Genomic DNA, 23486 nt, shown 5'->3' with positions numbered 1-23486 from the left:
ATCAGAACGGCCGGGCCAGTACCAGGTAGATCACCCCCAGCAACAGCAGCACCGGCAGCTCGTTGAGCCAGCGCAGAGCTTTCGCGGAGGGCAGCGCCCCGCCCTTGTCGCAACGCTTGACCAGGCGCCCCGCCCAGATGAAATAGCCCAGCAGCACCGCCACCAGGGTCAGCTTGGCGTCGATCCAGTGCATCCCCGCCACCACGTTCGGAAGCGCCGACGGGAACAGGCGCCAGCCCTGCCACAGCGTCAGGCCGAAGATGAAGGCCAGTCCGAACATGATGTGCCCGAAACGGTAGAGCCGCCGTCCCATCAGCAGCAGACGCGCCCGCACAGTCGGCTCGTCGCCCGCTTCCACCACATTGACCAGGATGCGGGGCAGATAGAACACCGCCGCCATCCAGGCCATCACGAACAGCACGTGAAGGGACTTGATCCACAGATAGGTCATCACCGGCACCTGTATTGGAGGACCTGGCGATTTTCGCAGCAAACGATGCGTGCTCAAACCTGCAAAGTGCCGCGGGCGCGGCCCGGGGATCAGCGGCGTGCGGAACGATAAAGGCCACCGCGAGCGGTGGCCTTTATACGGATCAAACTGGTGGGCGGTACAAGGATCGAACTTGTGACCCCTTCCATGTCAAGGAAGTGCTCTACCGCTGAGCTAACCGCCCGAGAGCTGCGCAGGATAGCAAAGCTGCGGGGGGCCACACAAGCGCGGATTGCGCGCCCCGGCCGGTAGCGCCGTGTGATACCGACCGGCAGCTCAGCGCAATGCCCGTTCGCGCAGCTGGTGGATCTGGTCGCGCAACCGGGCCGCATCCTCGAACTCCAGGTTCTGGGCGTGCCGGTACATCTGCGCTTCCAGCTTCTTGATGGCGGCCGCGGCCTTGGCCGGGTCCATCGCGTCGTACTCGCCCGCCGGCTCGGCCACGGCACGCGCTGCCGTGCCGCGTCCCTTGCTGCCCCGTCCGCGTGCGGGCGCGTCGCTGCGCGCGCCTTCCATGATGTCGGCAATCCGCCGTACCACCGTCTTGGGCGTGATGCCGTTGGCTTCGTTCCAGGCGATCTGCTTCTCGCGGCGGCGACTGGTTTCGTCCATCGCCGCCTGCATCGAGCGGGTGACCTCGTCGGCATACAGGATCGCCTTGCCGCGCACATTGCGGGCGGCACGGCCAATCGTCTGGATCAACGAACCGGTGGACCGCAGGAACCCCTCCTTGTCGGCATCCAGGATCGCCACCAGCGACACCTCGGGCATGTCGAGGCCCTCGCGCAGCAGGTTGATGCCCACCAGCACGTCGAATTCGCCCAGCCGCAGGTCGCGGATGATCTCGCTGCGCTCCACCGTCTCGATGTCCGAATGCAGGTAGCGCACCTTCACGCCGTGCTCGGACAAGTATTCGGTGAGGTTCTCCGCCATCCGCTTGGTCAGCGTGGTAACCAGCACGCGGTCGCCCATGGCGATGCGCCGGTTGGCCTCGCCCAGCAGGTCGTCGACCTGGGTGCGCACCGGTCGCACCTCCACTTCGGGATCGACCAGTCCGGTGGGGCGCACCACCAGTTCCACCACCGCATCGCCGGATTTCTGCAGCTCGTAGTCGCGCGGCGTGGCCGAGACGTAGATCGCGCGCGGTACCCGCGCCTCCCATTCCTCGAACCGCAGCGGCCGGTTGTCCATCGCCGAAGGCAGGCGGAAGCCGAACTCCACCAGCGTTTCCTTGCGCGAGCGGTCGCCTTTGTACATGGCCCCCAGCTGCGGCACGGTGACGTGCGACTCGTCGACAACCAGCAGCGCGTCCGGCGGCAGATAGTCGAACAGGGTCGGCGGCGGCTCGCCCGGCGCGCGCCGGGTGAGGTGGCGCGAGTAGTTCTCGATGCCCTGGCAGTAGCCCACCTCGGCCATCATCTCGATGTCGAAGCGGGTGCGCTGGTCCAGTCGCTGCGCCTCCACCAGCTTGTTGTCGCGGTACAGGTGCTCCAGCCGTTCGGCCAGCTCGACCTTGATCGTGTCGATGGCGTTCAGCACGCTCTCGCGCGTGCTGGCGTAATGGGTACGCGGGTAGACCGTGTAGCGCGGCACCTTGCGCACCGTCTCGCCGGTCAGCGGATCGAACAGCGCCAGGCTCTCGATCTCGCCGTCAAACAGTTCTATCCGCAACGCTTCGGTCTCGTTCTCGGCCGGGAACACGTCGATCACTTCGCCGCGCACCCGATAGGTACCGCGATGCAGTTCCATCTCGTTGCGGGTGTACTGCAGCTCGGTGAGCTGACGGATCAGCTTGCGCTGGTCGATATGCTCGCCGATGGACAGGATCAGGCGCAGGCTGAGGTAGTCCTCGGGATCGCCCAGGCCGTAGATCGCGGACACCGTCGCCACGATGATCGCGTCGCGGCGCGAGAGCAGCGCCTTGGTGGCAGCCAGGCGCATCTGCTCGATGTGGTCGTTGATCGAGGCGTCCTTCTCGATGAAGGTGTCCGACGCCACCACATACGCCTCGGGCTGGTAGTAGTCGTAGTAGCTGACGAAGTACTCCACCGCGTTGTTGGGGAAGAACTCCTTGAACTCACCGTAGAGCTGGGCCGCCAGCGTCTTGTTGGGCGCCATCACGATGGTGGGGCGCTGCACCTGCTGGATCACGTTGGCGACAGTGAAAGTCTTGCCCGAGCCGGTGACGCCGAGCAGGGTCTGCGCGGCCAGGCCCGCCTCGAAACCTTCGCTGAGACGGCGGATGGCCTCGGGCTGATCGCCCGAGGGCTGGTAGGGCGCGGCGAGTTCGAAACGTTCGGTCATGGACGACGATATGCGGGCACGTACCCGCATATTAAATCGCCCCTGCTGACATCGGCTGTCAGCAGCCTCCGACATGACCCGCACCGTGCGGCGGCAGACCCCGCCGCCCGGTCTTTCCTAGCATGACCCGGAACGAACACACGGGAGTCGTGTCGTGAACGCTGCGCCAGGATGCCGGCAAGCTGGATTCACCCTGATCGAACAGATCATGGTGGTCGTGCTGGTGGCCGTGCTGGCCGGCGTCGCATTTCCGCCGTTGAGCCATTTCATCCGCCGGCAGGAGCTGAAGACGGCCCAGTTCGACTACATCGCGGCGCTGCGTTTCGCACGCGCCGCCGCAATCGAAAAAAATGTGCGCACACTGTTCTGCCCCAGTATCGATGGCCGGCATTGCGGCAACTACACCGACTGGGATCGCGGCTGGCTGCTGGCCCGGGACCGTGATCGCGACGGCCAGCCCGACGACACGCCGCTACGCATCGGCCAGGTCGCGACGCATGTGATCATCCTTGGCAGCTCGGGCCGCAAACGCGTGTACTTCCGGCCCGACGGCATGGCCCCCGGCAGCAATCTAAGCCTGCTGTTCTGCGCACACGGCAACCCCGGACAGGCACTGAAGGTGGTGGTCGCCAATTCGGGACGGGTGCGCGGCAGCGCGGCCACGCCAGCCGAAGCACGCGCGTGCGCCGCCTCTACCCCGGATTGATACGGTCCGGGTTGTTACGGTCCGGATTGATACGCGACAGGCGAGGTTGTTGCGATGTCACCGGTACTCGCAAACCGGACGGGCAACAAACAGCGGTCAGAGCAGCACCGGTCGATCCGGCAACTCGTCGAGCCGGCTCTGGCCATCCGCCGGAAAATGCAGCTGCAACAGGGCATGCGCATCGGCAATGCCACGCAATGCGCCCTCGCGCCATGCACCCTGGGCAAAATGCTCCTGCATGCGTGCGCACATCGTCTTCCATTCGTCCGGCTGCACGCGTTGCGCGATGCCACGGTCGGCCACTACTTCGATCCGGCGCTCGGCCATCAGCACATAGATCAGCACACCGTTGTTGTGCTCGGTATCCCACACACGCAGGTCGACGAAAACGTGCCGGGCGCGGGTCGGCGCATCAAGACCATGCAACACCGGCCATGGACCCAGCCGCGATTCCAGCGCAAGGCGGACCTCGCCCTTGTGCGTAAGCTCGCCCTCGGCGATCGCCGTCGCGATGTCGTCCAGCACGGGGGCCGGAAAACGCCGGCGCAACTGGAACCAGTCGTTGAACAGGTTGGCGGACAGACGCTGCAGTCGTCCCATCTCACCAACCTCCCGAGGCGCCGCCGCCGTTGAAGCTGCCGCCACCACCGGAGAACCCACCGCCGCCGCCGAAGCCGCCACCACCGCCAAATCCGCCTCCACCGAAACCGCCACCACCGCCCCAGCCGCCAAAGCCACCCCAGCCGCCTCCGCCGATCGAACGGCCACCGCCACCCGGCAGCAGCATGAACACGCCACCGAGCACGCCGCCGAGAATGCCGATGCCGACCGAGGCTAGCATCCACATCAGCAGGCCGATGATCAGCCCGCCCAACGGCGCCCGCACCAGCGCATGTGCGCGTCCGAGGATGCCGCGCAGGAAGATGGCTACGAACAGACCGATCATGAACGCGCCCTGGAATCCAGGGCCCTGCTGCTGCGGCTTGCCCTGGACCGGCGGCGGTAGCGGCTCGCCGTCGATCAGCTGGGTCAGCGCGCCGACGGCGTCCGTGATACCGCCGAAGTAATCGCCGCTACGGAACCTGGGCGCGATGTATTCGCGGATGATGCGCGCGCATGCGGCATCGGGAATCGCGCCTTCCAGTCCCGCGCCCACCTCGATACGCACCTGGTGCTGGTTCTTCACGACCAGCAGCAGCACGCCGTCGTCGATGCCCTTGCGCCCCACCTTGTTCTGCATGGCGACATCGAGCGAATAGCTGTCGATGTCCTGCTGCCCCGTGCTGCCCACCATCAGCACCACCAGCTGGGCGCCCTTGGTTTTCTGCAGATCGACCAGCTTGGTATCCAGCTGGTCGATCTGCTGCGGGGTCAGCGTGCCGGTGAGATCGGTGACATGGCGATGCAGCGTGGGCACGTCCGCCGCGCGTACCCATGCCGGCGCGAGCAACATCAGCGCAAGCAGGTACAGCAGTCGGCGCATGTGCATCAGTGGGCAGCCGAGCCGGCGGATGCCGGTGTGCTGCTGCCGAAATTCACCACCGGCGCGGTGGAAATGGCCTTTTCATTGTCCACGGTGAAGTTCGGCTTCACCGTGTAGCCGAACATCTTGGCGGTGAGGTTGTCGGGGAAGGTGCGGATCAGCGTGTTGTACTGCTGCACCGCCTCGATGTAGCGCTGCCGCGCCACCGTGATGCGGTTCTCTGTGCCTTCCAGCTGCGCCTGCAGGTTCTGGAACAGACCGTCGGCCTTGAGGTTCGGGTAGTTCTCGCTGACCACCATCAGCCGCGACAGCGCGTTGCCCAGATCACCCTGGGCCGCCTGGAACTTCGCCAATGCCTGCGGATCGCTGGCCAGCTGCGGGGTGACCTGGATGCTGCCCACCCGTGCGCGGGCATCGGTGACCTCGGTCAGCACCTTTTCTTCGTGCTGGGCGTAGCCCTTCACCGTATTGACCAGGTTCGGCACCAGGTCGGCCCGGCGCTGGTACTGGTTGATCACCTGCGACCATGCGGCCTTGACCGCCTCGTCCTGCCGCTGCATGGCGTTGTAGCCGCAGCCGCCAAGACCGGCGACCAGCAACAACAGCACGAGGTTGCGAAGAAATTTCATGACGACACTCCTGATCGTTGACGGGGCCATTGCATCACCCGCACCGTGACAACGCAATGCGCCAGTCGGTTTCAAAGAAAGCGGGGGACCAGCACCAGGGTCCAGCTGAGTACGGTCAGCACCATCAGCAGGAACACCGCGGCCGAGCCCATGTCCTTGGCGCGTCCGGCAAGGTCCTGGAAGCCGGGGCTGACCAGGTCGACCACGGCTTCGACCGCCGAGTTCAACAGTTCGGCCGCCAGCACCAGGAAAATCGGCGCGACCAGCGCAAGCCGTTCCAGCGCGCCATCGCCCAGCCAGAGACCCGCCGGCACCATCACCAGCGCCAGACCCAGCTCCAGTCGAAACGAAGCCTCATGCCGCCAGCCGGCATGCAAACCCTTGACCGACCAGCGGAAAGCGTTCCATAGCTGGCGCGGGTTGCCGCGAAATCCGCTACCGGGCATGACAGGGGCTCTCCATCTGCCTCCAGCGGTGGAGGACACAGGCTGCGCATGATGCCACAAGGCCGTCGCAGGCCAGCGGCGCGCACCGATGCGGCCATCATGTCGCAGCGCAGCGAAACCACTAACATGGATTAGGGTACGCTTCGAGGGTTGTGGCGCCGTTCAGGGCCACATTCGCCGGCCGCCTCGTGCGGCCGTTGTTTGACTCGTGCACGGAATCGATGAATGGCAACCCAGAACCCACCCGTCTCCCAGACCCGGTCGTTCAGTACCGTCTTCCTGATCGAAATGTGGGAGCGCTTCGGCTTCTACGGCATGCAGGTGCTGATGGTCACCTACATGATGAAGAAGCTCGGCTTCGTCGACACGCGCGCCAACCTGGTGTGGGGTGCGGCCGCGGCGCTGATCTACGTGACGCCGGCGATCGGTGGCTGGGTCGGCGACAAGCTGATCGGCACACGCCGCACCATGGGCATGGGCGCGATCGTGCTCATGCTGGGTTACGCGCTGCTGTGGATCCCCACCGACAACGCTACCTTCCTGTACATCTCGCTGGGCGTGATCATCGTCGGCAACGGCTTCTTCAAGCCCAACGCCGGCAACCTGGTACGCAAGATCTACGAGGGTGACGACACCAAGATCGATAGTGCATTCACCATCTACTACATGGCGGTGAACATCGGCTCGACCATCTCGATGCTGCTGACGCCGTGGATCCGCGACTACGTGGCCCAGCGCTACGGCGATGTCTGGGGCTGGCATACCGCCTTCGGCACCTGCGCGGTGGGCCTGCTGCTGGGTCTTGTCAACTACAGCCTGATGAGCCGCACGCTGGCGCACATCGGCTCGCCGGCGGACAACGAGCGGGTGAACCTGAAGCGCCTTGCCGGCGTACTGGGCAGCGGCCTGGTGCTGGTGTTCGTGTCAGCCTTCATCCTGCAGAACGAGCTGGTGGCACGCATCTGCGTCTACGCCGCCGGCATCGTCGTGCTGGGCATCTTTGCTCACCTGATCCGCAGTAGTCATCCAAGCGAGCGCGCCGGCCTGACCGCGGCACTGGTGCTGGTGGTGCAGACCATCTTCTTCTTCATCTTCTACCAGCAGATGTCGACGTCGCTGAACCTGTTCGCGCAGAAGAACGTCGACCTCGACTTCAGCCTGTTCGGCTGGCACCTGTTCACCTGGATCCCGGAACAGTTCCAGTCGCTGAACGCGATCTGGATCGTGCTGCTGAGCCCGGTGCTGGTCTTCATCTACAACTCGCTGGGCCGGCTCGGCAAGGACCCGTCGGTGGCCGCCAAGTTCGCCTGGGGCTTCGCCGCGGTGGCGGCCGGTTACTTCATGTACGGCGTGGGCGCCCGCTTCGCGGTGAACGGCCAGGTGTCGTCGTGGATCATGGTCTGGGGCTACGGCCTGTACTCGCTGGGCGAACTGCTGGTGTCGGGCCTGGGCCTGGCGATGATCGCCCGCTACGTGCCCGAGCGCATGGGTGGCTTCATGATGGGCGCGTACTTCGTGGCGTCCGGCATCTCGCAGTATCTGGGCAGTGTGGTGGCCAATTTCGCCCACATTCCGAAGGGACTGGACAACCCGGTGGAATCACTGCCGGTGTACACCCACCTGTTCAACATGCTGGGCTTCGGCGGTCTGGCCTGCACGGTCATCGCCATCGCCATGCTGCCGCTGATGAACCGCCTGTCGGCCAGCCATTCCGATGTGGCCACCAACCACGACCCGCTGCCCGCCGTGCGCAGCGAGGAATTCAACACGCCCTGATCGGCGTCTCGCGCCCGCCGCAACACGCGGCGGGCGCAACGCGGCAGAATGGGTGGCATGCCACAACGCAACCACCCCCAACGCTTCGGCCCGCTGGCGCTCACCCACTCGCTGACCTGGTTGCGGCTGTGCGCCATCGTCGGGCAGAGCGGCGCGGTACTGGTCTGCGCCTGGGTCATGCACCTGGACATTCCAGTGCTACCCCTGCTGACCGGCATCGATCTGCTGGCGGTATTCGCGGTGTTCGCCGCATGGCGGCTGCACCAGCCCTGGCCGCTGCGCGAGTGGGAAACCATCGGCCATATCGCGGTCGACACGCTGGTCCTCAGCTACCTGCTCTACTTCACCGGCGGCGCCAGCAATCCGTTCATTACCCTGCTGCTGGTGCCGATCGCGCTCTCCGCCGCCGCCCTGTCGGTGCGTGCGATCCTGTCGGTCGCCATACTTGCCGGTCTGGCCTACCTGTTCCTGCTGCGCTGGTACGTGCGGCTGCCGATACCGACCTACGCCGAGGGCTTCACCCTGCATGTCGGCGGCATGGCGGTGAACTTCGTGGTGACCGCGTTGCTGCTGGGGTTCTTCATCTACCGGCTGGCCCGCGCACTGCGGCTGCAACAACTGGAGGTGCAGCGGGTACGCGAACGCGGACTGCGCGATGAGGGCATCCTGGCGATCGCCACCCAGGCCGCCGGCGCGGCCCACGAAATGAACACGCCGCTGTCGACCATGCTCACCCTGCTGCCGGAAATGCGCCGCGAACATCCCGGCGACGGCCCACTGGGCGAGGACCTGGCCCTGCTGCAGGACCAGGTAGAACGCTGCCGCGGCATCCTCCGCGAGATGGTGGCGTTCGGCCAGGCACAGCTGTCGCACGAGCCGGAGCGCGCCACCCTGGCGGCGTTCCTGCACGGCTGCGTGGAACGCTTCCAGTTGCTGCGACCGGAAGCCGAGCTGGAGCTGCAGGTCGATCACGGCCTAGACGATATCGCCCTGCGCACGCCTCCCGGCCTGCGCCATGCGCTGCTGAACCTGCTCAACAACGCCGCCGATGCCTCGGCGATGTGCGACTCGCATGCCGTGCAGTTGCGGGTCGGGCGGAGTGAAGGCTGGCTGGAATTCCGTGTGCGCGACCACGGCCCCGGCTTCACGCCGACCGGCGCCCCGGCGGTGCTGGGCCGGACCGGCAAACAGGCCGGGCTGGGCCTCGGCCTGGCCCTGACCGAGGCCACCGCGGAGCGCCTCGACGGCGAACTGACCGCCAGCAACACCGACCATGGCGCCGAGATGTGCCTGCGCCTGCCGCTGGCCACGGTGGCCGGCCGCTGAGCATGCCGACGGGCATCTATGCGCGGCATCCGGCAAAATGGCAGGTATTGCCGCCGTGAATCCGTTCCGATGACCGACACCACCTCGTCCCCGCTCCCGCTGCTGATCGTCGACGACGACGCCACCTTCGCCCGTGTGCTGTCCCGCGCGCTGAGTTCGCGCGGCTTCGAAGTGATCGCTGCCAGCGGCATCGAAGAGGCTCGCCTGCTGGCCCGCCGGCATCAACCGCGCTACTGCGTGCTCGACCTCAAGCTGGGCGAGGAGAACGGACTACGCCTGATTCCCGAGCTGCACGCGATGGTTCCAGACATGCGTATCCTGCTGCTGACCGGCTACGCCTCCATCGCCACCGCGGTCGAGGCGATCAAGCGTGGCGCGCACGACTATCTGGCCAAGCCGGTCGACGCCGATGCGGTGGTACGCGCCCTGCTCGACGGCGACGGCCCGGCCCCGGCCGACGACGACTTGCCCGATGCGCCCGAAGCCCCACTGGCTCTGCGCCGGCTGGAGTGGGAACACATCCAGCGCGTGTTGACCGAGTGCGACGGCAACATCTCCGAAACTGCGCGCCGTCTGGGCATGCACCGTCGCACCCTGCAACGCAAGCTCAGCAAGCACCCGGTACGCGAGCGGCCCGACGGCCAGAACTAACGCCGCCGGCAAACCCTTCCTATCGACTATGGCTGCACGAAGCGCACCTGTCGCCCGTCGATCACCGCCTTCATGCCGGCCACGCGGGCGATCAGATGCATGGCGCGATCGCCCGGCATGTCGGCGAAGTTGAAGCTGACCGGTGCCGTGGTCAGCGCCCCGGGATTGACCAGCACCAGGTCCGCCTTGCGCGCCAGTTCCTCGGCGGCTGTCCGCGCCGGGACGTTCTTCAGGCGCAGGTCGACGCGACGCACGCCAGCCTGCGCACGCGCGGGGCATCCGGCCAGTGGCGTCATCGCCAACTGGTACGCGTACTGTCCGTCGCTGCTCTTGCCCGCCACATGCAGCGTCTTGCCCAGGCTTGCCTGCAACGTTCGTGTCGTACTGGCGCCCGACGCCTTCCCGGTCATGACCAGCATGAGGTCGATGCGCGTTGCACCGACCGGGTATGGCGTGACGGTAATCCGCCCGCCGTAAGCGCTTTCGCGAACGGAAGCCGGCTGCCCGGCCCTGGTGCACAGCGCCAGCGTGGAGCGATCGACATGCTGCCGATGGTCCTGGCTGTTGGTCAGCTCGATGCGCAGATCAAGCTGATATTCCTGCGCCATCGCCGCACCGGATGCAGGCGTACGCAGCGGCGCGCTGGTGGCATGGATCGAGCAGGCGAGTGCGACAGCAAGCATGGACCCGATGCCGATCCCGACGCGGCGACGCGACCGGCTGACAGATGCTTGTTTCAACATGGCGATACGCTCTGAAAGTGGATGTCGGGGTGACCAGGTGCAGCCCACCGGCAAGACCGGTGCTACCGCCTGGGTTTTCAACATGGCATTGGCATAGCGCCGCCGCTGACTGCCGTGCGTGCGCAGCACATGCGCATCACAGGCCAGTTCCTGGTCGCGACGCAGCGTGGCAAGCGCCAGCCAGGCCAGCGGGTGGAACCAGAACGTCGCCGTGACGACCTGCGCGAACAGTGCCCACCAGCCGTCGCCGCGCCGGGCATGCGCCGTTTCGTGGGCCAGGATCAGGGTCTGCTCGACCGGGTCGTAGCGCGTTTCGAAATCGGCCGGCAACACGATGCAGGCACGCCACGCACCGATCAGCGCAGGCCCCAGGTCGTCGTGCGTCGCGCGCCAGACCGGCCAGCGCAGGCCCGTGTCGGTCAGGCACTCGGCATCGGCCAGCCGCCGTCGATAGCGCCACTGCGCAGACACCATCAGTGCGGCGACCAGCGCGGCACCAGCCAGCCAGATGCCCAGCCAGCCGATGCCCTGGACGAGCGCGTCAGTGCTGTCATGCCGCGACGCCAGCGCACCGCCGGCCGTGGTGATTGCGTAGACCAGCGTGGGCAGTCCTGAGCGTGATGCGGCATGGGGCCACTGGCTGGCAAGCATCGCCACCAGCGGCAGCAGCCATAGCAGGAAGGCACATTCCGCACCGAAAATCCGGCGCGCGGGCCTGCGCAGCGCCAGCACCAGCAGCACGCCGGCGGTGAAGGCCAGCAGCAGCAGCCATGCGCGCACGGCCAGACCGGCGTCACTCCAGTCCAGACTATTCATCGTCCAGCTCCTGCAGCAGTCGGCGCAGCTCGGCAATGTCTTTCTTCGACAGCTTGCGCTGTTCCGAGAAATGCGCCACCAGCGGCGCCACGCGGCCGTCGAACAGCCGGTCGAGCAGTCCCCTGCTTTCCTGCGACACGTATTTCTCGCGAGTGAGCAGGGGTGCGTAGAGATAACGGCGACCGTCGCGTTCGGCCTTCACCGCCTTCTTCTTGAGCAGGCGATTGAGCAGGGATTTCACCGTGCCCTCCTGCCAGTGCTGCGAATGGCCGACCTCGGCCAGAATCTCCTCGGCACTGCGCGGCGAGCTGCGCCAAAGCACCTCCATCACTACCGACTCGGCTTCGCTGATCACGCTCACTCCGTTTACACGTGTAATCGACGATTTATGTTTACACGTGTAATCGCCAGATGCAAGGCCGCGTGCCGGATAGGCCCGCTCCAGGCCTGCGTCCACGGCAGCCACACCCCCATCCGTCGTATCCTTTAAGGCTGGTTCCCCAGCAGAAAGAAGGCACTGCGATGGACAAAGTGTTCCCCAACGCCGCCCAGGCGCTCGACGGCCTGCTTTTCGACGACATGACCATTGCCGCCGGCGGCTTCGGCCTGTGCGGCATTCCCGAGAACCTGATCGGTGCCCTGCTCGACGCCGGCACCAAGGGACTGACCATCGTCGGCAACAATGCCGGCGTGGACGACTTCGGCATGGGCCCGCTGCTGAAGACCCGCCAGGTGAAGCGCGTGTACGCGTCCTACGTGGGCGAGAACAAGGAGTTCGAGCGCCAGGTGCTGGCCGGCGAACTGGAACTGCATCTGGTACCGCAGGGCACGCTGGCCGAGAAGCTGCGCGCCGGCGGTGCCGGCATCCCCGGCTTCTACACCCGCACGGCCTTCGGCACCAAGCTGGCCGAGGGCAAGGAAACCAAGCTCTTCGACGGCAAGGAATACGTGCTGGAGGAAGCGATCCACGCCGACATCTCGATCGTGAAGGCCTGGAAGGGCGACCGCCTGGGCAATCTGGTGTTCCGCAAGACCGCACGCAACTTCAACCCGATGATCGCCACCTGCGGCAAGGTCTGCGTGGCCGAAGTCGAGGAACTGGTCGAGGTGGGCGAGCTCGATCCCGACCAGGTCCACGTGCCCGGCATCTATGTCGACCGCATCATCCAGGGCGCGACGTACGAGAAGCGCATCGAGTTCCGCACCGTCGCCGGCGCCAACACCGGCAAGGAAAACCCGACCCGCACCGCGATGGCGCAGCGTGCGGCAAAGGAACTGCGCGACGGCTTCTACGTGAATCTCGGCATCGGTATTCCGACCCTGGTGGCGAACTTCATCCCCGCCGGCATGGACGTGACCCTGCAGTCGGAAAACGGCCTGCTCGGCATCGGCCCGTTCCCCACCGACGACAAGGTCGACCCCGACCTGATCAACGCCGGCAAGCAGACCATCACCACCCTGCCCGGCTCCAGCTTCTTCTCCAGCGCCGAGTCGTTCGCGATGATCCGCGGCGGCCACATCGACCTGTCGATCCTGGGCGGCCTGGAAGTCTCGTGCACCGGCGACCTGGCCAACTGGATGGTGCCGGGCAAGATGGTCAAGGGCCCCGGCGGCGCGATGGACCTGGTCAGCGGCGTGAAGCGCGTGGTGGTGCTGATGGAGCACACCGCGAAGGACGGCTCGCCGAAGATCAAGGACCAGTGCGACCTGCCGCTCACCGGCAAGCAGGTGGTGGACCTGATCATCACCGACCTGTGCGTGTTCGAGGTGGCCAAGGGCAGCGGCCTGACCCTGATCGAGCTCAACGACGGCGTGACCCTGGACGAGGTGAAGGCCAAGACCGGCTGCGCGTTCGCGGTGAGCCCGGCGCTGGCCTGAGATCCGCTGCTACCGCAGCATGACCGACACGCCCGCCATCCCGGCGGGCGTGTCGCGTTACGGCTCCCTCGGACAAGGGCTCAATCGAACAAGGGCTCGAACGGCACCGCCTGCGCGCCGGGAAACCGCACGCGCACGGTGTGCGGCGCGTCGGCATCGCCCACCCATTCCAGCGGCCATCCGAAACGCTCGCTGATGCGCTGGGCGACCGCCAGCTCGAAACCGCGCGGGACGCGTACGACCGACGCAGGGTCTGCGGTCGCGCCACTGTAGAACGCGACCGCATCCGCCAGCACCGTCACCACCACCCGACCCTCGCCCCTCGCATGCTGGCTGGCATGCCGCATAAGCTGCCCGCAGAGCACCGCGAATGCCTCCGGCGAGCCGTGCAGGATGAAGTGCGACTGCTCGTCCAGTTGCAGGGTCACGCGCTGCCCGTGCAGGCCTTCGCGGGCATCGTCCAGCGCACGACGCAGCACGTCGTTGACGACGAAATCGTGCTCGCCCTGGCCGTTGTCCGATTCGCGAGCCAGGATCAGCAGCGCCTCCACCACCGACTCCAGCTCACGGGTGGCGCGGCGGATACGCCACAGTGAACGAGTACCGCTGTCGCCCAGCCGTGCTTCGTCCATCAGCATGTCGGTCGACATCTTGATGACGGTGAGCGGGGTACGCAGTTCGTGGCTGGCGTCGCGCGTGAAGTCCCGTTCGCGCTGGTTGTAGGCGACGATGCGGCAGGCAAACGCATGCAGGCCCCGCGCCAGTGCCCGCGCATCCGCGTCGGCATGGCGCGGTAGCCGTTCCGGCTGCAGTGCCTCCAGATCGGGATGCTGCTCGTTCCAGTTGCCGATCACCTGCGACAGCCGGGTCACCGGCGTCCAGTAGCGTCGTGCCGCCAGCCATGCCAGCACACTGATCGCCGCGACCGCAGCCAGCGCCGCGGTCGGCGGCACCACGCGATAGAGGCCCATCAGACAGGCGATCAGCAACGCCGCCAGCTGCAGGCCGAAGACAAGCGCCAGGCGGTGCTGGATCGCACCGCGCCGCAGCGCGGCGGAAGGCGGCAGGCCGGTATCCATCATGGTCGACACACAGCCCGCCGCTAGGCGGACTGCGTGGCCGATGCCACCTCGGCATTGAGGTCGGCCAGACGGTAGCCGGCCGAGTGAATCGTATGCAGCAGCGGACGCTCGAACGGCTTGTCGATCACCCGGCGCAGGTTGTAGAGATGCGAGCGCAGCGTGTCGGAATCGGGCAGCGTGTCACCCCAGATCTCGCGTTCGATGTCGCGCCGGCTGACCACCCGCGGCGACTCGCGCATCAGGATCGCCAGCAGCTTCAGCCCGATCGGCGAGACGGTCAGGTCCAGCCCGGCCCGGGTCAGCCGCAGCGTGGCGGTATCCAGCGTCATGTCGCCGACGGTGAGTACTTCGGTGGACACCTGGCGGCGATCGCGACGGATCAATGCGCGCAGCCGCGCTTCCAGTTCGCGCACCTCGAAGGGCTTCACCAGGTAATCGTCGGCGCCGGCTTCCAGGCCGATCAGCTTGTCTTCCAGCGTGTCGCGCGCAGTAAGCATCAGCACCGGCGTGGATTTCTTCGCGTCACTGCGCAGCTTGCGGCAGACATCCAGCCCGTCCATGCCCGGCAGCATCAGGTCCAGCACCACTACGTCGTAGCTGTTGGATACCGCCAGATGCAGGCCGCTTACACCGTCGGCCGCGTAATCCACCGAATAGCCACGATGTTCGAGGAACTCGCCCACCATCTCGGCGATCTGTCGATTGTCCTCGACCAGCAGGATCAGCCCGGCATGCTCTTCGCGTGTACCCATGGGTGCCTCCGATTGCACTTTCACATATGTGAAAGACTGCGTGGAGAGGCGTTAGTGCCGCGTGAAGCCGGCACCTGCCCATTCAGTCGGATGACATACCGCGGACCCGCGTCACTGCAGCAAGGGGCGCAGGGCCTGCCACACGTTGTGCAGTACCAGCGGCTCGCCCGCGGCGCGGGGATGCAGGCCGTCGTCCTGCATCAGTGCGGGGTCGAGTGCCACGCCCTGCAGCAGGAAGGGCACCAGCGCCACATGCTTCTGGCGGGCCAGCCCGGCGTAGACCGCGCGCAAACCATCGCGATAACGTGGCCCGTAGTTCATCGGCAGCTCGATCCCCAGCAGCAGGACCCTGGCTTTCGTGGCCTGCGCGGCATCGATCATCGCGGCCAGGTTGTCGCGCAGGTCATCCAGCGAAAGTCCCTGCAGGCCATCGTTGGCACCCAGTTCGATCACCACCAGCCCCGGCCGGTAGGTCGCCAGCAGTGCCGGCAGGCGGTTGCGACCACTCAGCGAGGTCTCGCCACTGATGCTGGCATTGACCACCGACCATGCTGGCCGCATGTTGCGTAGACGGACCGCCAGCAGATGGACCCAGCCCTGGTCGGTCGCGATGTTGTGCGCGGCGGAAAGCGAATCGCCCAGCACCAATACCGTTTTCGTCGGCGCCGACTGCACCGCGAAACTCGCCACCATCCCCAGCACGATCAACCACAGGAAACGACGCATGAGCGACACGCCCCAGTTTCTCCTCGAAGTGCGCGATGTTAGCAAGTCGGTGCAGGGCCCCGAAGGCCGGCTGGAGATCCTCGACGGCGTGACGCTGCAGGTTGCCCACGGCGAAAGCTTCGCCATCGTCGGCGCGTCCGGTTCGGGCAAGACCACCCTGCTCGGCCTGCTGGCCGGACTGGATACCCCCAGCGGCGGCAGCATCCGTCTTGACGGCCACCCGCTGGAAAGCATGGGCGAAGAAGCCCGGGCCGACCTGCGCCGACGCTTGGTCGGCTTCGTGTTCCAGTCCTTCCACCTGCTGCCCGCGCTCAGTGCCGAAGAGAATGTCATGCTGCCGCTGGAGCTGGAAGGCGACGCGCAGGCGCGCAAGCGTGCGCGCGAGGCGCTGGAATCGGTCGGGCTGGGCGCGCGACGCCGGCACTACCCGGCGCAGCTGTCGGGTGGCGAGCAACAGCGCGTGGCGATCGCACGGGCCTTCGTCCATGCTCCGCGCGTGCTGTTCGCCGACGAACCCACCGGCAATCTCGACCAGCGCACCGGCCACCACATCATCGACCTGCTGTTCGCCCTGAACCGCGACCATCGCACGACCCTGGTACTGGTAACCCACGACAACCAGCTCGCCACACGCTGTAGCCGCCGGGTGGAACTGGAGGAAGGCCGGCTGGTGTCGCCGCAGGGAGCGATTGCATGAACCTGCTGCGCCTGTCGCTGCGCATGCTGCGGCGCGAATGGCACCTGCCCGAACTGCGCACGCTGGCCGGCTCGCTGGTCCTGGCCGTGGCCGCGCTGGGCGTGGTCGCCACCCTGTCCACGCGGGTGGAAGACAGCGTGCTCGCCAGTGCATCGCAACTGATCGGCGGCGACGTGGGCATCTCCGCGCCGGTGGCGCTGCCGGCACCGTTCCCGGCCCGGGCTCGTCGACTGGGGCTGGCCATCAATTGCAGCGCCAGCTTCCCCAGCGTGGCCTTCGCCGGCCGCCGCAGCCAGTTGCTGGACGTGCTGGCCACCGACATGGCCTATCCCCTGCGTGGCAGCCTGACCCTTGACGACGTACAGGGACACACGCGCAGCGGGCACGGCCCGACGTCCGGCACGGTCTACCTCGATCATCGCGCGCTGGTCGCCCTGCAACTGAAAGTGGGCGACATGCTGCAACTGGGTGGCCAGAACCTGCGCATCGCCGCCGAACTGGTGCGCGAACCGGATGGCGGCCAGCTGGTGACGCTGGCACCGCGCGCGGTGATGAACCTGGCCGATGCCGAAAAGGCCGGACTGCTCGGCATCGGCAGCCGTGCCCGGCACCGGCTGCTGCTGGCGGGCACGCCGGACGCAGTACATGCGTGGCGGACCTGGGCGCAGTCCGCGCCGAAACCACAGGGCGCGGAACTGGTCACGCCGGAGCAGACCCAGGAACGCATGCGCAGCGCGTTCGATCGCGCCAGCGCCTTCCTGCGCCTCACCGCCTTGCTGTCCGCGCTGCTGGCCGGGGTGGCCATCGCCCTGGCCGCGCAGCGCTATGCCCGCCGCAAGACCGGCGAGGTCGCCCTGCTGCGCGCACTCGGCACGCCACGCCGCCGCGTGCTGGGTCTGCTTGCCGGAACCCTGACTGCGCTGGCGCTGCCCGCCACCCTGCTGGGCGCCTTGCTGGCACTGGGCCTGTCCGGACTGGCCTGGCATTTCGCCGGCAGTCTGCTGGCCGGTATCCCGACGCCGTTGCCGCTATGGCCCGCGCTGGCGGCCAGCGGCATCGGCCTGGCCGTGCTGGTCGGCTTCGCATCGCCGCCGCTGGCACGGCTGGCCGAGGTGGCGCCGGTCGCCGTGTTCCGCGACAGCATCGCCCGCCGCGTGCGCCGCTTCGACGCGATATACCTGGTCCCGGTGCTGGTGGCGCTGGCGTTGATCTGGAGCCAGAGCGGCTCGGCCCGGCTGGCCGGCATTCTCGCCGCCAGCCTGGCCGGGGTGGCGACCGCCGCCGCCCTGCTGGCCTGGCTGTTGCTGTGGCTGGCCCGACGGGTCGCGCCGGGCGCGCACCCGGCACTGCGTCTGGGGTTGGCCGCGCTGGCGCGACGACGCGGACTCAGCGTGATCCAGGCTACGTCACTCAGCCTGGGCCTCACCGCCCTACTGGTCCTGGCGGTGGTGGCGCCTGCGCTGCTGCAGGGCTGGCGCAGCGAGCTGCCGGCTGACACCCCGAACTGGTTCGTGCTGAATCTGCAGACCGGCCAGCGCGACGATTTCGCACAGACGCTGAAAACGCTCGGCGCCGACCAGCTCAACATGATGCCGTTGGCGGTCGGCAAACTGGTCGCCATCGACGGCAAGCCGGTCGACCAGCTCTCGTTCACCGACCCGCGCGCAAAACACTGGGCCGACCGCCAGCTTCGCCTGTCCTGGGCAGGGCACCTGCCACCGGCCAACCGGGTCATCGCCGGCCGCTGGTTTCCGCCCCATCCGGCACAGGCCGAAGTCTCGGCCGACACCATGTGGCGCGACATGTTCGGTCTGAAACTGGGCGACACGCTGCGCTTCGACGTCGGCGAAGGCACGCTCGACGCGAAGGTCACCAGCTTTCGCCAGGTCGACTGGCGCTCGTTCCGCGTCAACTTCTTCCTGCTGCTCGATCCGGCACACGCGGCCGTGCTGCCGCATACCTGGCTGGCCAGCTTCCACCTGTCCCACGGACATGCGCGGCAGATGGCCGAGCTGTCGCGCAGCTACCCCAACCTCAGTCTGGTCGATGTCGACGACCTGCTCGATCGCATCCACCAGATCGTCGACCGGGTGAGCGATGCGGTGCGATGGGTACTTGCTTTCAGCCTGCTCGCCGGTGCGCTGGTGCTGGCCGCGGCACTCGCTGCCAGTGCCGCCGAGCGCCGCCACGAAGCCGCATTGCTGCGCACCCTGGGCGCACGCAGTGCACAGTTGCGCGTCGCCGCCGCCTGCGAATTCGCCCTGCTCGGCCTGATCGCCGGACTCACCGCGGCGATCGGCGCGGCCGGCGCCGGCCTGTGGATGGGACGCATGGTGTTCCATATCCAGCACTTCGTGCCTCCGCTCTGGCCACTGGCCGGCGACGCGTTGATCGCCGCCGTCGTGGTGATGCTGCTCGGCCTGGCCGGTACCCGGCGCGTCACCCGCACTTCGCCGATGCAGCTGTTGCGGGACGCCTGACGAGACGACAGACTGGCCGCCTTCGCAACCACGCCCTGCGCCAGGAGCCATCGATGACCGGGAACGCGCCGCGACCCAGCTCGTGCCCGTGCCATCCGCCCCTGGCACGTAACCCGGCCGGGATTCACGCGGATGGGCATGGCCCGGAAAGGTTTGACGCGTGACGAATCCGCTCACACCTGCCTGGCTGCGTCGGCTGGGCGACGAATGGCTGCTGACCCTGTTCGCGACCGTGGCGCTGCTGCTGGCGCTGGTCGATCCGGTGCCGTTGGCCCGCTACGGCCGCTGGCTGCAACTGCCGACCCTGGCGGGTCTGCTCGGCCTGATGATCGCGATCCAGGGTATCCGCGACAGCGGGCTGGTGCAGCATGCGGCGACCCGGCTGCTGGTCCGTGCGCGCACGCTGCGTGGCCTCGGACTGCTGCTGGTGACGGTGACGGCCGCGCTGTCGATGGTGCTGACCAATGACGTGAGCCTGTTCCTGCTGGTGCCGCTGACCCTGGTGATCGGCGACCTGTCGAACCTGCCGACCGGGCGTATGGTGGTGCTGGAAGCATTGGCGGTGAACACCGGCAGCACACTGAGCCCGATCGGCAATCCGCAGAACCTGTTGCTGTGGCAGCACGCGCATGTGCCGTTCCTGCGCTTCGTGGCCGCCATGCTGCCGGCCTTCGTGGTGATGTTCGCGCTGCTCGCCACGCTGACGCTGACCTGGCTGCCCCGGCACGGTGTCGAACTTAGTCCTGAGCGTCTCGATGAGCGGCCGGTCTCGCATCGCCTGGGTCGCATGTCGATCCTGGCACTGGCATGCATGGTGCTGGCGATGGAATACGGCCACCCCGGACTGGGCGCCGGCGCATTGCTGGCCCTGTTCCTGCTGTTCGCGCGGCCCAGCCTGCGTCGCCTGGACTGGCTGTTGCTGGTCACCTTCGCGGCGATCTTCCTTGCCCTGGGTCACTTCACCGAGTTGCCGCTGGTCAGCCGTCTGCTGGGTCACCTCGATCTGGATCACCCGCTGACGCTCTACCTTGGCGGCATTGCCGCGTCGCAGCTGATCAGCAACGTGCCGGCCACCGTGCTGCTGCTGAACCGCACGCACGACACGCTGCTGCTGGCGGTGGCGGTGAACGTGGGCGGCTTCGGCGTGGCGATCGGCTCGCTGGCCAACCTGATCGCAATGCGTCTGGCCGGCCGCGCACGCGACTGGCGCATGCTGCATCGCATCTCGCTGCCGTTCCTGCTGGCCAGCGCACCGCTGGTGTACCTGGCGATGCGCTGGCTGGGGTGAATCCGGACGCGGTCAGTCGTCGCCGCGCGGTACGCTGGTCTTGCCCTTGATGCCGCTGTAGTCGACGTCACCGCTGCCTCGGGTATCCAGGCTCAGGTCGCCCTGCACGTCGCGCACGGTCAGGTCGCCGGAGCCCAGCGAGCCGACATGCACGCTGCCACCGATTTCCTCCAGCTTCACGTCGCCGGAACCGAGGCTGCCGACGCTCGCTTCACCACGCACATCGCGGACCTTGACGTCGCCCGAACCCACCGCGTGCATGTCGAGGCCACCAATGTGGTCGGCCACGATATCGCCCGAACCCACGCTGGCGGTCAGGGTTCCGGCGAGATCATGCACATGCAGGTCACCCGAACCGACATGGCCGACCAGCTGCTGCAGGCCAGTAGCGTCCGCGTCACCGGAGCCCACCTCCAGCGTGACCGGCATGCTGGCCGGCAATTGCAGGTTCACGTCCAGGTAGGCGTAGCTGCTGCCGAACAGGCTCATGTTGAACCAGCCCGACCGCTGGCCGACCTCGATGATCAACTGGTCGCCGTCGCGCCGTGACGTCACCCGCAGCTTGTCCAGCGAGGCCTTGTCGGAAGCGCAGGCACGACCGTCCAGCTGAAGCCCGGTGACATTGCCACTACCGTGCACGTGCACATTCTGGCTACCGACATCGACCCGCACGCCGTGGATGCCGGCGAGATCGAGCTTGAGCGTGCGCGGGGACGAGTATGTGCATGGACTTGCGGCCAACGCCGTCAGCGGCAGCAGCAACAGGGCGAGAACAAGCATCCGGCGCATGGGTTCCTCCGTATCAATGGCAGGGAATAAGGCCCCTAGGATGCGGGCCCGCGCGAAAAGGTTGCACGCTTGCATGAAACTGACGTCAACCGCATGATGCACGGGCCGTTTGACGATGGACGCCGACAGGCACCGTCGGCATCAGCTGCGCCACGCTTGCCCGTGGCGTCACCCCGGACGCGGGCTGCCGTTGGCACCCGCGTCTTTTCTTTTCAGCGCTCGTCCGCCTTGGCGCGTTGCCAGAGCGCCTCCTGCGCGGGCAGGTCGTGTTGCGCCAGGCTGGCGCCGTCGGCCTGCGCCAGCGCTTCCATGCGGCGGAAGCGGCGTTCGAACTTGGCGTTGGCGTGGCGCAGTGCACGCGAGAAATCCACCTTGGCGTGACGCGCCAGGTTCACCATGACGAACAGCACGTCGCCGATCTCGTCCTCCAGGCGCTCCGGATCGGCACCCTGCTCGAACTCCACGCGCACTTCGCCGACTTCCTCCTCGAGCTTGTCGAGCACCGGGCCATGTTCCGGCCAGTCGAACCCGACCGTGGCCGCACGCTGCTGCAGCTTCAGCGCCCGTTTCCATTCCGGCAGACCGCGGGAAACCCCGGCCAGGGCGCTGGCGTCCGCCGGCGCGCCCTTGGCGGCGCGTTCGTCCGCCTTGATCGCTTCCCAGGCACGGGTCTGCTCATCGACGTCGTCGTAGCTGGCATCGGCGAACACATGCGGATGACGACGAATCATCTTGTCGCTGATCGCCCGGGCCACGTCGGCAAAGTCGAACAGCCCCTTTTCGTTCGCCATCTGGGCATGGAACACCACCTGCAGCAGCAGGTCGCCAAGCTCGTCGCGGAGTTCGTGCCAGTCTTCGCGGTCGATCGCGTCGACCACTTCGTAGGCTTCCTCGATCGTATACGGCGCGATGGTGGCGAAGTCCTGCTGCAGGTCCCAGGGGCAACCGCCGTCGGGATCGCGCAGACGGGCCATGATCGCCAGCAGGCCGGCCAGGTCCTGCGTGTCGGCACTGCTCACGGCAGACCGGCCTCGCGCAGCTTGCGCGGCCAGTCGAGCGACAGGTCGCCCACGGCGATGAACTCCGGATTCAGCAGCGACTCGCCGCGGTTGTAGCGGAACGGCTGGCCGTGCAGATCGAGCACCGCGCCACCTGCCTCTTCCAGCACGCATTGCGCCGCTGCCGTATCCCATTCGCTGGTGGGGCCGCGACGCAGGTAGACGTCGGCTTCGCCGCGCGCGATCAGACAGAACTTGAGCGAGGAACCCAGCGGATACAGTTCGACATCGTCGCCGAGCATGCGCTGCAGCACGTCGTCCTGGGCACCGCCGTGCGAACGGCTGCCCGCCACGCGTGGCGGCCGCGCCAGCGAGCGCGTCGCGATGCGCTCCCAGTCGCCCCCCTCGCTGGCCTGCCACCATGCACCATGCCCGCGCGAGGCGACGAACAGGTCGCCCGTGACCGGCGCCAGCACCACGCCGAGCACGGTCTGGTGGTCGTCGATCAGGGCGATGTTGACGGTGAATTCGCCATTGCGCTTGACGAACTCGCGGGTGCCGTCCAACGGATCGACCAGCCAGTAGCGCGACCACTGCCGGCGTTGCTCCCACGGCAACTGGCTGGCCTCCTCGGAAATCAGCGGAAGTACGGGGTCGAGTGTCGCCAGCCCTTCCGCGATCACCTGCTGTGCGGCCAGGTCGGCCGCGGTCAGCGGCGAACGGTCGTCCTTCAGCTCGACGTCGAAATCCTTGCGGTAGACCGCCAGGATCGCCTCGCCCGCCCGGCGCGCCAAAGCCCCCACCTGCAGCAGCAGGTCGTGATCGGGCGCCGCACTCACGACAGGGTCCAGCGGCCAGCGAGATATTCGCGTGCCATGAACAGCGCGGCGATCGAACGCCCTTCGCTCACATCGTCACGGGCGATCAGGGTATGCAGTTCGGACAGCTTCCACGGCACCACTTCAAGCTCCTCGGGTTCGTCGCCAGGCAGGCGCTCGGGATACAGGTTCTGCGCCAGCACCACATGCGCCACGTGGGTCATGTAGGCCGGCGAAAGCGTCAGCGTGCCCAACAGGCGAAGATCGTGTGCGCCGTAGCCGACCTCTTCCTTCAGCTCACGGTTGGCGCCCTGCTCGATCGTCTCGTCGCCGTCGAGCTTGCCCTTGGGCACGCCCAGTTCGTAGCGGTTCACGCCCACGCTGTATTCGCGCACCAGCAGCACGGTGTCGGCGTCCAACATCGGCACCACGAACGCGGCACCACGACCACCCGCACGCAGGCGCTCGTAGGTCCTGCGTTCACCGTTGGAAAACTCGAGGTCGACCTGTTCCGCGCGTAGATAACTGCTGCTGGTGATATCGCGAGTGGCGTGGATGATCGGCGGTTTGGAAGGCATGTCCCGATTGTAGCTCGACTCTTGGACGCG

General features: G+C 67.0%; 23 protein-coding genes and 1 tRNA gene. 8 read left to right on the top strand and 16 right to left on the bottom strand.

The annotated features are described in order from the left end of the window. Nucleotide 1 precedes the first annotated feature (1 nt). The 3 genes from RA164_RS03700 to uvrB form a co-directional block, all read right to left on the bottom strand. Entirely contained in the window at nt 2–454 is a 453-nt protein-coding gene (locus RA164_RS03700) for a CopD family protein (RefSeq protein WP_329742628.1), read from the bottom strand. A gap of 145 nt (nt 455–599) precedes the next feature. Continuing rightward, nucleotides 600–674 (bottom strand) — tRNA-Val (locus RA164_RS03695). A 92-nt stretch (nt 675–766) separates the two neighbouring features. Beyond that, a complete protein-coding gene (uvrB, locus tag RA164_RS03690) occupies nt 767–2794 on the bottom strand; it encodes an excinuclease ABC subunit UvrB (RefSeq protein WP_329742627.1) in 2028 nt (675 codons plus the stop codon). 154 nt (nt 2795–2948) lie between these two features. Here uvrB and RA164_RS03685 point away from each other — a divergent pair, with 154 nt between their 5' ends. After that, nucleotides 2949–3500 carry a GspH/FimT family protein gene (locus RA164_RS03685; RefSeq protein ID WP_329742626.1) on the top strand — a complete coding sequence of 184 codons (552 nt, stop codon included), beginning with the start codon at nt 2949–2951 and terminating at the stop codon, nt 3498–3500. A 96-nt stretch (nt 3501–3596) separates the two neighbouring features. Here the strand turns inward: RA164_RS03685 and RA164_RS03680 are convergent, their stop codons facing one another. From RA164_RS03680 to RA164_RS03665, 4 genes are all read right to left on the bottom strand, one after another. Further along, nucleotides 3597–4100, bottom strand: a complete 504-nt coding sequence (locus RA164_RS03680; RefSeq protein ID WP_329742625.1) for a TPM domain-containing protein — start codon at nt 4098–4100, stop codon at nt 3597–3599. A gap of 1 nt (nt 4101) precedes the next feature. Further along, nucleotides 4102–4983, bottom strand: coding sequence for a TPM domain-containing protein (locus tag RA164_RS03675; RefSeq protein ID WP_329742624.1), 882 nt, complete (start codon nt 4981–4983; stop codon nt 4102–4104). A gap of 5 nt (nt 4984–4988) precedes the next feature. Further along, the gene (locus tag RA164_RS03670) at nt 4989–5612 is read right to left on the bottom strand and encodes a LemA family protein (RefSeq protein ID WP_329742623.1); all 624 of its coding nucleotides are present in this window, start codon (nt 5610–5612) and stop codon (nt 4989–4991) included. Between the two features lie 71 nt (nt 5613–5683). After that, nucleotides 5684–6058, bottom strand: coding sequence for a diacylglycerol kinase (locus RA164_RS03665; protein ID WP_329742622.1), 375 nt, complete (start codon nt 6056–6058; stop codon nt 5684–5686). A gap of 225 nt (nt 6059–6283) precedes the next feature. On the opposite strand from RA164_RS03665, the gene RA164_RS03660 reads away from it, so the two are divergent. The 3 genes from RA164_RS03660 (at nt 6284) to RA164_RS03650 (ending at nt 9811) form a co-directional block, all read left to right on the top strand. Next, on the top strand, nt 6284–7834 hold the full coding sequence (locus tag RA164_RS03660; protein WP_329742621.1) for a peptide MFS transporter: 1551 nt from the start codon (nt 6284–6286) through the stop codon (nt 7832–7834). Nucleotides 7835–7891: 57 nt separating this feature from the next. Then, the gene (locus RA164_RS03655) at nt 7892–9160 is read left to right on the top strand and encodes an ATP-binding protein (protein ID WP_329742620.1); all 1269 of its coding nucleotides are present in this window, start codon (nt 7892–7894) and stop codon (nt 9158–9160) included. Nucleotides 9161–9229: 69 nt separating this feature from the next. Further along, the gene (locus RA164_RS03650; RefSeq protein ID WP_329742619.1) at nt 9230–9811 is read left to right on the top strand and encodes a response regulator transcription factor; all 582 of its coding nucleotides are present in this window, start codon (nt 9230–9232) and stop codon (nt 9809–9811) included. Between the two features lie 26 nt (nt 9812–9837). Here the strand turns inward: RA164_RS03650 and RA164_RS03645 are convergent, their stop codons facing one another. After that, nucleotides 9838–11370 (bottom strand): M56 family metallopeptidase, encoded by a 1533-nt coding sequence (locus RA164_RS03645; RefSeq protein ID WP_329742618.1) that lies wholly within the window; start codon nt 11368–11370, stop codon nt 9838–9840. Continuing rightward, complete coding sequence (locus RA164_RS03640) at nt 11363–11698, bottom strand: BlaI/MecI/CopY family transcriptional regulator (protein WP_412731088.1); 336 nt, start codon at nt 11696–11698, stop codon at nt 11363–11365. Before RA164_RS03640 ends, RA164_RS03645 begins: the two co-directional genes overlap by 8 nt. A 194-nt stretch (nt 11699–11892) precedes the next feature. Here RA164_RS03640 and RA164_RS03635 point away from each other — a divergent pair, with 194 nt between their 5' ends. Continuing rightward, nucleotides 11893–13248: a 3-oxoacid CoA-transferase gene (locus RA164_RS03635; protein ID WP_329742616.1), complete on the top strand. Its 1356-nt coding sequence runs from the start codon at nt 11893–11895 to the stop codon at nt 13246–13248. An 80-nt stretch (nt 13249–13328) separates the two neighbouring features. On the opposite strand, the gene RA164_RS03630 is transcribed toward RA164_RS03635, so the two are convergent. From RA164_RS03630 to RA164_RS03620, 3 genes are all read right to left on the bottom strand, one after another. Further along, nucleotides 13329–14330, bottom strand: coding sequence for a sensor histidine kinase (locus RA164_RS03630; RefSeq protein WP_329743472.1), 1002 nt, complete (start codon nt 14328–14330; stop codon nt 13329–13331). A gap of 20 nt (nt 14331–14350) precedes the next feature. Next, nucleotides 14351–15082, bottom strand: a complete 732-nt coding sequence (locus RA164_RS03625; RefSeq protein WP_329742615.1) for a response regulator transcription factor — start codon at nt 15080–15082, stop codon at nt 14351–14353. A gap of 111 nt (nt 15083–15193) precedes the next feature. Beyond that, a complete protein-coding gene (locus tag RA164_RS03620) occupies nt 15194–15808 on the bottom strand; it encodes an arylesterase (RefSeq protein WP_329743471.1) in 615 nt (204 codons plus the stop codon). On the opposite strand from RA164_RS03620, the gene RA164_RS03615 reads away from it, so the two are divergent. The 3 genes from RA164_RS03615 to RA164_RS03605 all read left to right on the top strand — a co-directional run bounded on the left by RA164_RS03615 (nt 15807) and on the right by RA164_RS03605 (nt 20273). Next, nucleotides 15807–16505 (top strand): ABC transporter ATP-binding protein, encoded by a 699-nt coding sequence (locus tag RA164_RS03615; protein WP_329742614.1) that lies wholly within the window; start codon nt 15807–15809, stop codon nt 16503–16505. The two genes, RA164_RS03620 and RA164_RS03615, sit on opposite strands and share 2 nt — an antisense overlap. Then, on the top strand, nt 16502–18985 hold the full coding sequence (locus RA164_RS03610; RefSeq protein ID WP_329742613.1) for an ABC transporter permease: 2484 nt from the start codon (nt 16502–16504) through the stop codon (nt 18983–18985). Before RA164_RS03615 ends, RA164_RS03610 begins: the two co-directional genes overlap by 4 nt. A gap of 160 nt (nt 18986–19145) precedes the next feature. After that, nucleotides 19146–20273, top strand: coding sequence for an SLC13 family permease (locus RA164_RS03605; protein WP_329742612.1), 1128 nt, complete (start codon nt 19146–19148; stop codon nt 20271–20273). 12 nt (nt 20274–20285) lie between these two features. Here RA164_RS03605 and RA164_RS03600 read toward each other — a convergent pair whose 3' ends face one another. The 4 genes from RA164_RS03600 to nudE all read right to left on the bottom strand — a co-directional run bounded on the left by RA164_RS03600 (nt 20286) and on the right by nudE (nt 23456). Then, nucleotides 20286–21062 (bottom strand): DUF4097 family beta strand repeat-containing protein, encoded by a 777-nt coding sequence (locus RA164_RS03600; protein ID WP_329742611.1) that lies wholly within the window; start codon nt 21060–21062, stop codon nt 20286–20288. A 212-nt stretch (nt 21063–21274) separates the two neighbouring features. Continuing rightward, on the bottom strand, nt 21275–22036 hold the full coding sequence (mazG, locus tag RA164_RS03595; RefSeq protein ID WP_412731087.1) for a nucleoside triphosphate pyrophosphohydrolase: 762 nt from the start codon (nt 22034–22036) through the stop codon (nt 21275–21277). 41 nt (nt 22037–22077) lie between these two features. Continuing rightward, nucleotides 22078–22899 carry a 3'(2'),5'-bisphosphate nucleotidase CysQ gene (cysQ, locus tag RA164_RS03590; protein ID WP_329742609.1) on the bottom strand — a complete coding sequence of 274 codons (822 nt, stop codon included), beginning with the start codon at nt 22897–22899 and terminating at the stop codon, nt 22078–22080. After that, nucleotides 22896–23456: an ADP compounds hydrolase NudE gene (gene nudE / locus RA164_RS03585; protein WP_329742608.1), complete on the bottom strand. Its 561-nt coding sequence runs from the start codon at nt 23454–23456 to the stop codon at nt 22896–22898. The genes cysQ and nudE overlap by 4 nt, the downstream gene beginning before the upstream one ends. Nucleotides 23457–23486 lie beyond the last annotated feature (30 nt).

The organism is Dyella sp. A6, assembly GCF_036320485.1.
GTDB lineage: Bacteria > Pseudomonadota > Gammaproteobacteria > Xanthomonadales > Rhodanobacteraceae > Rhodanobacter_A > Rhodanobacter_A aluminiiresistens.
The sequence above is the reverse complement of the archived record's forward strand: the minus strand, read 5'-3'. Positions and strand labels throughout refer to the sequence as shown.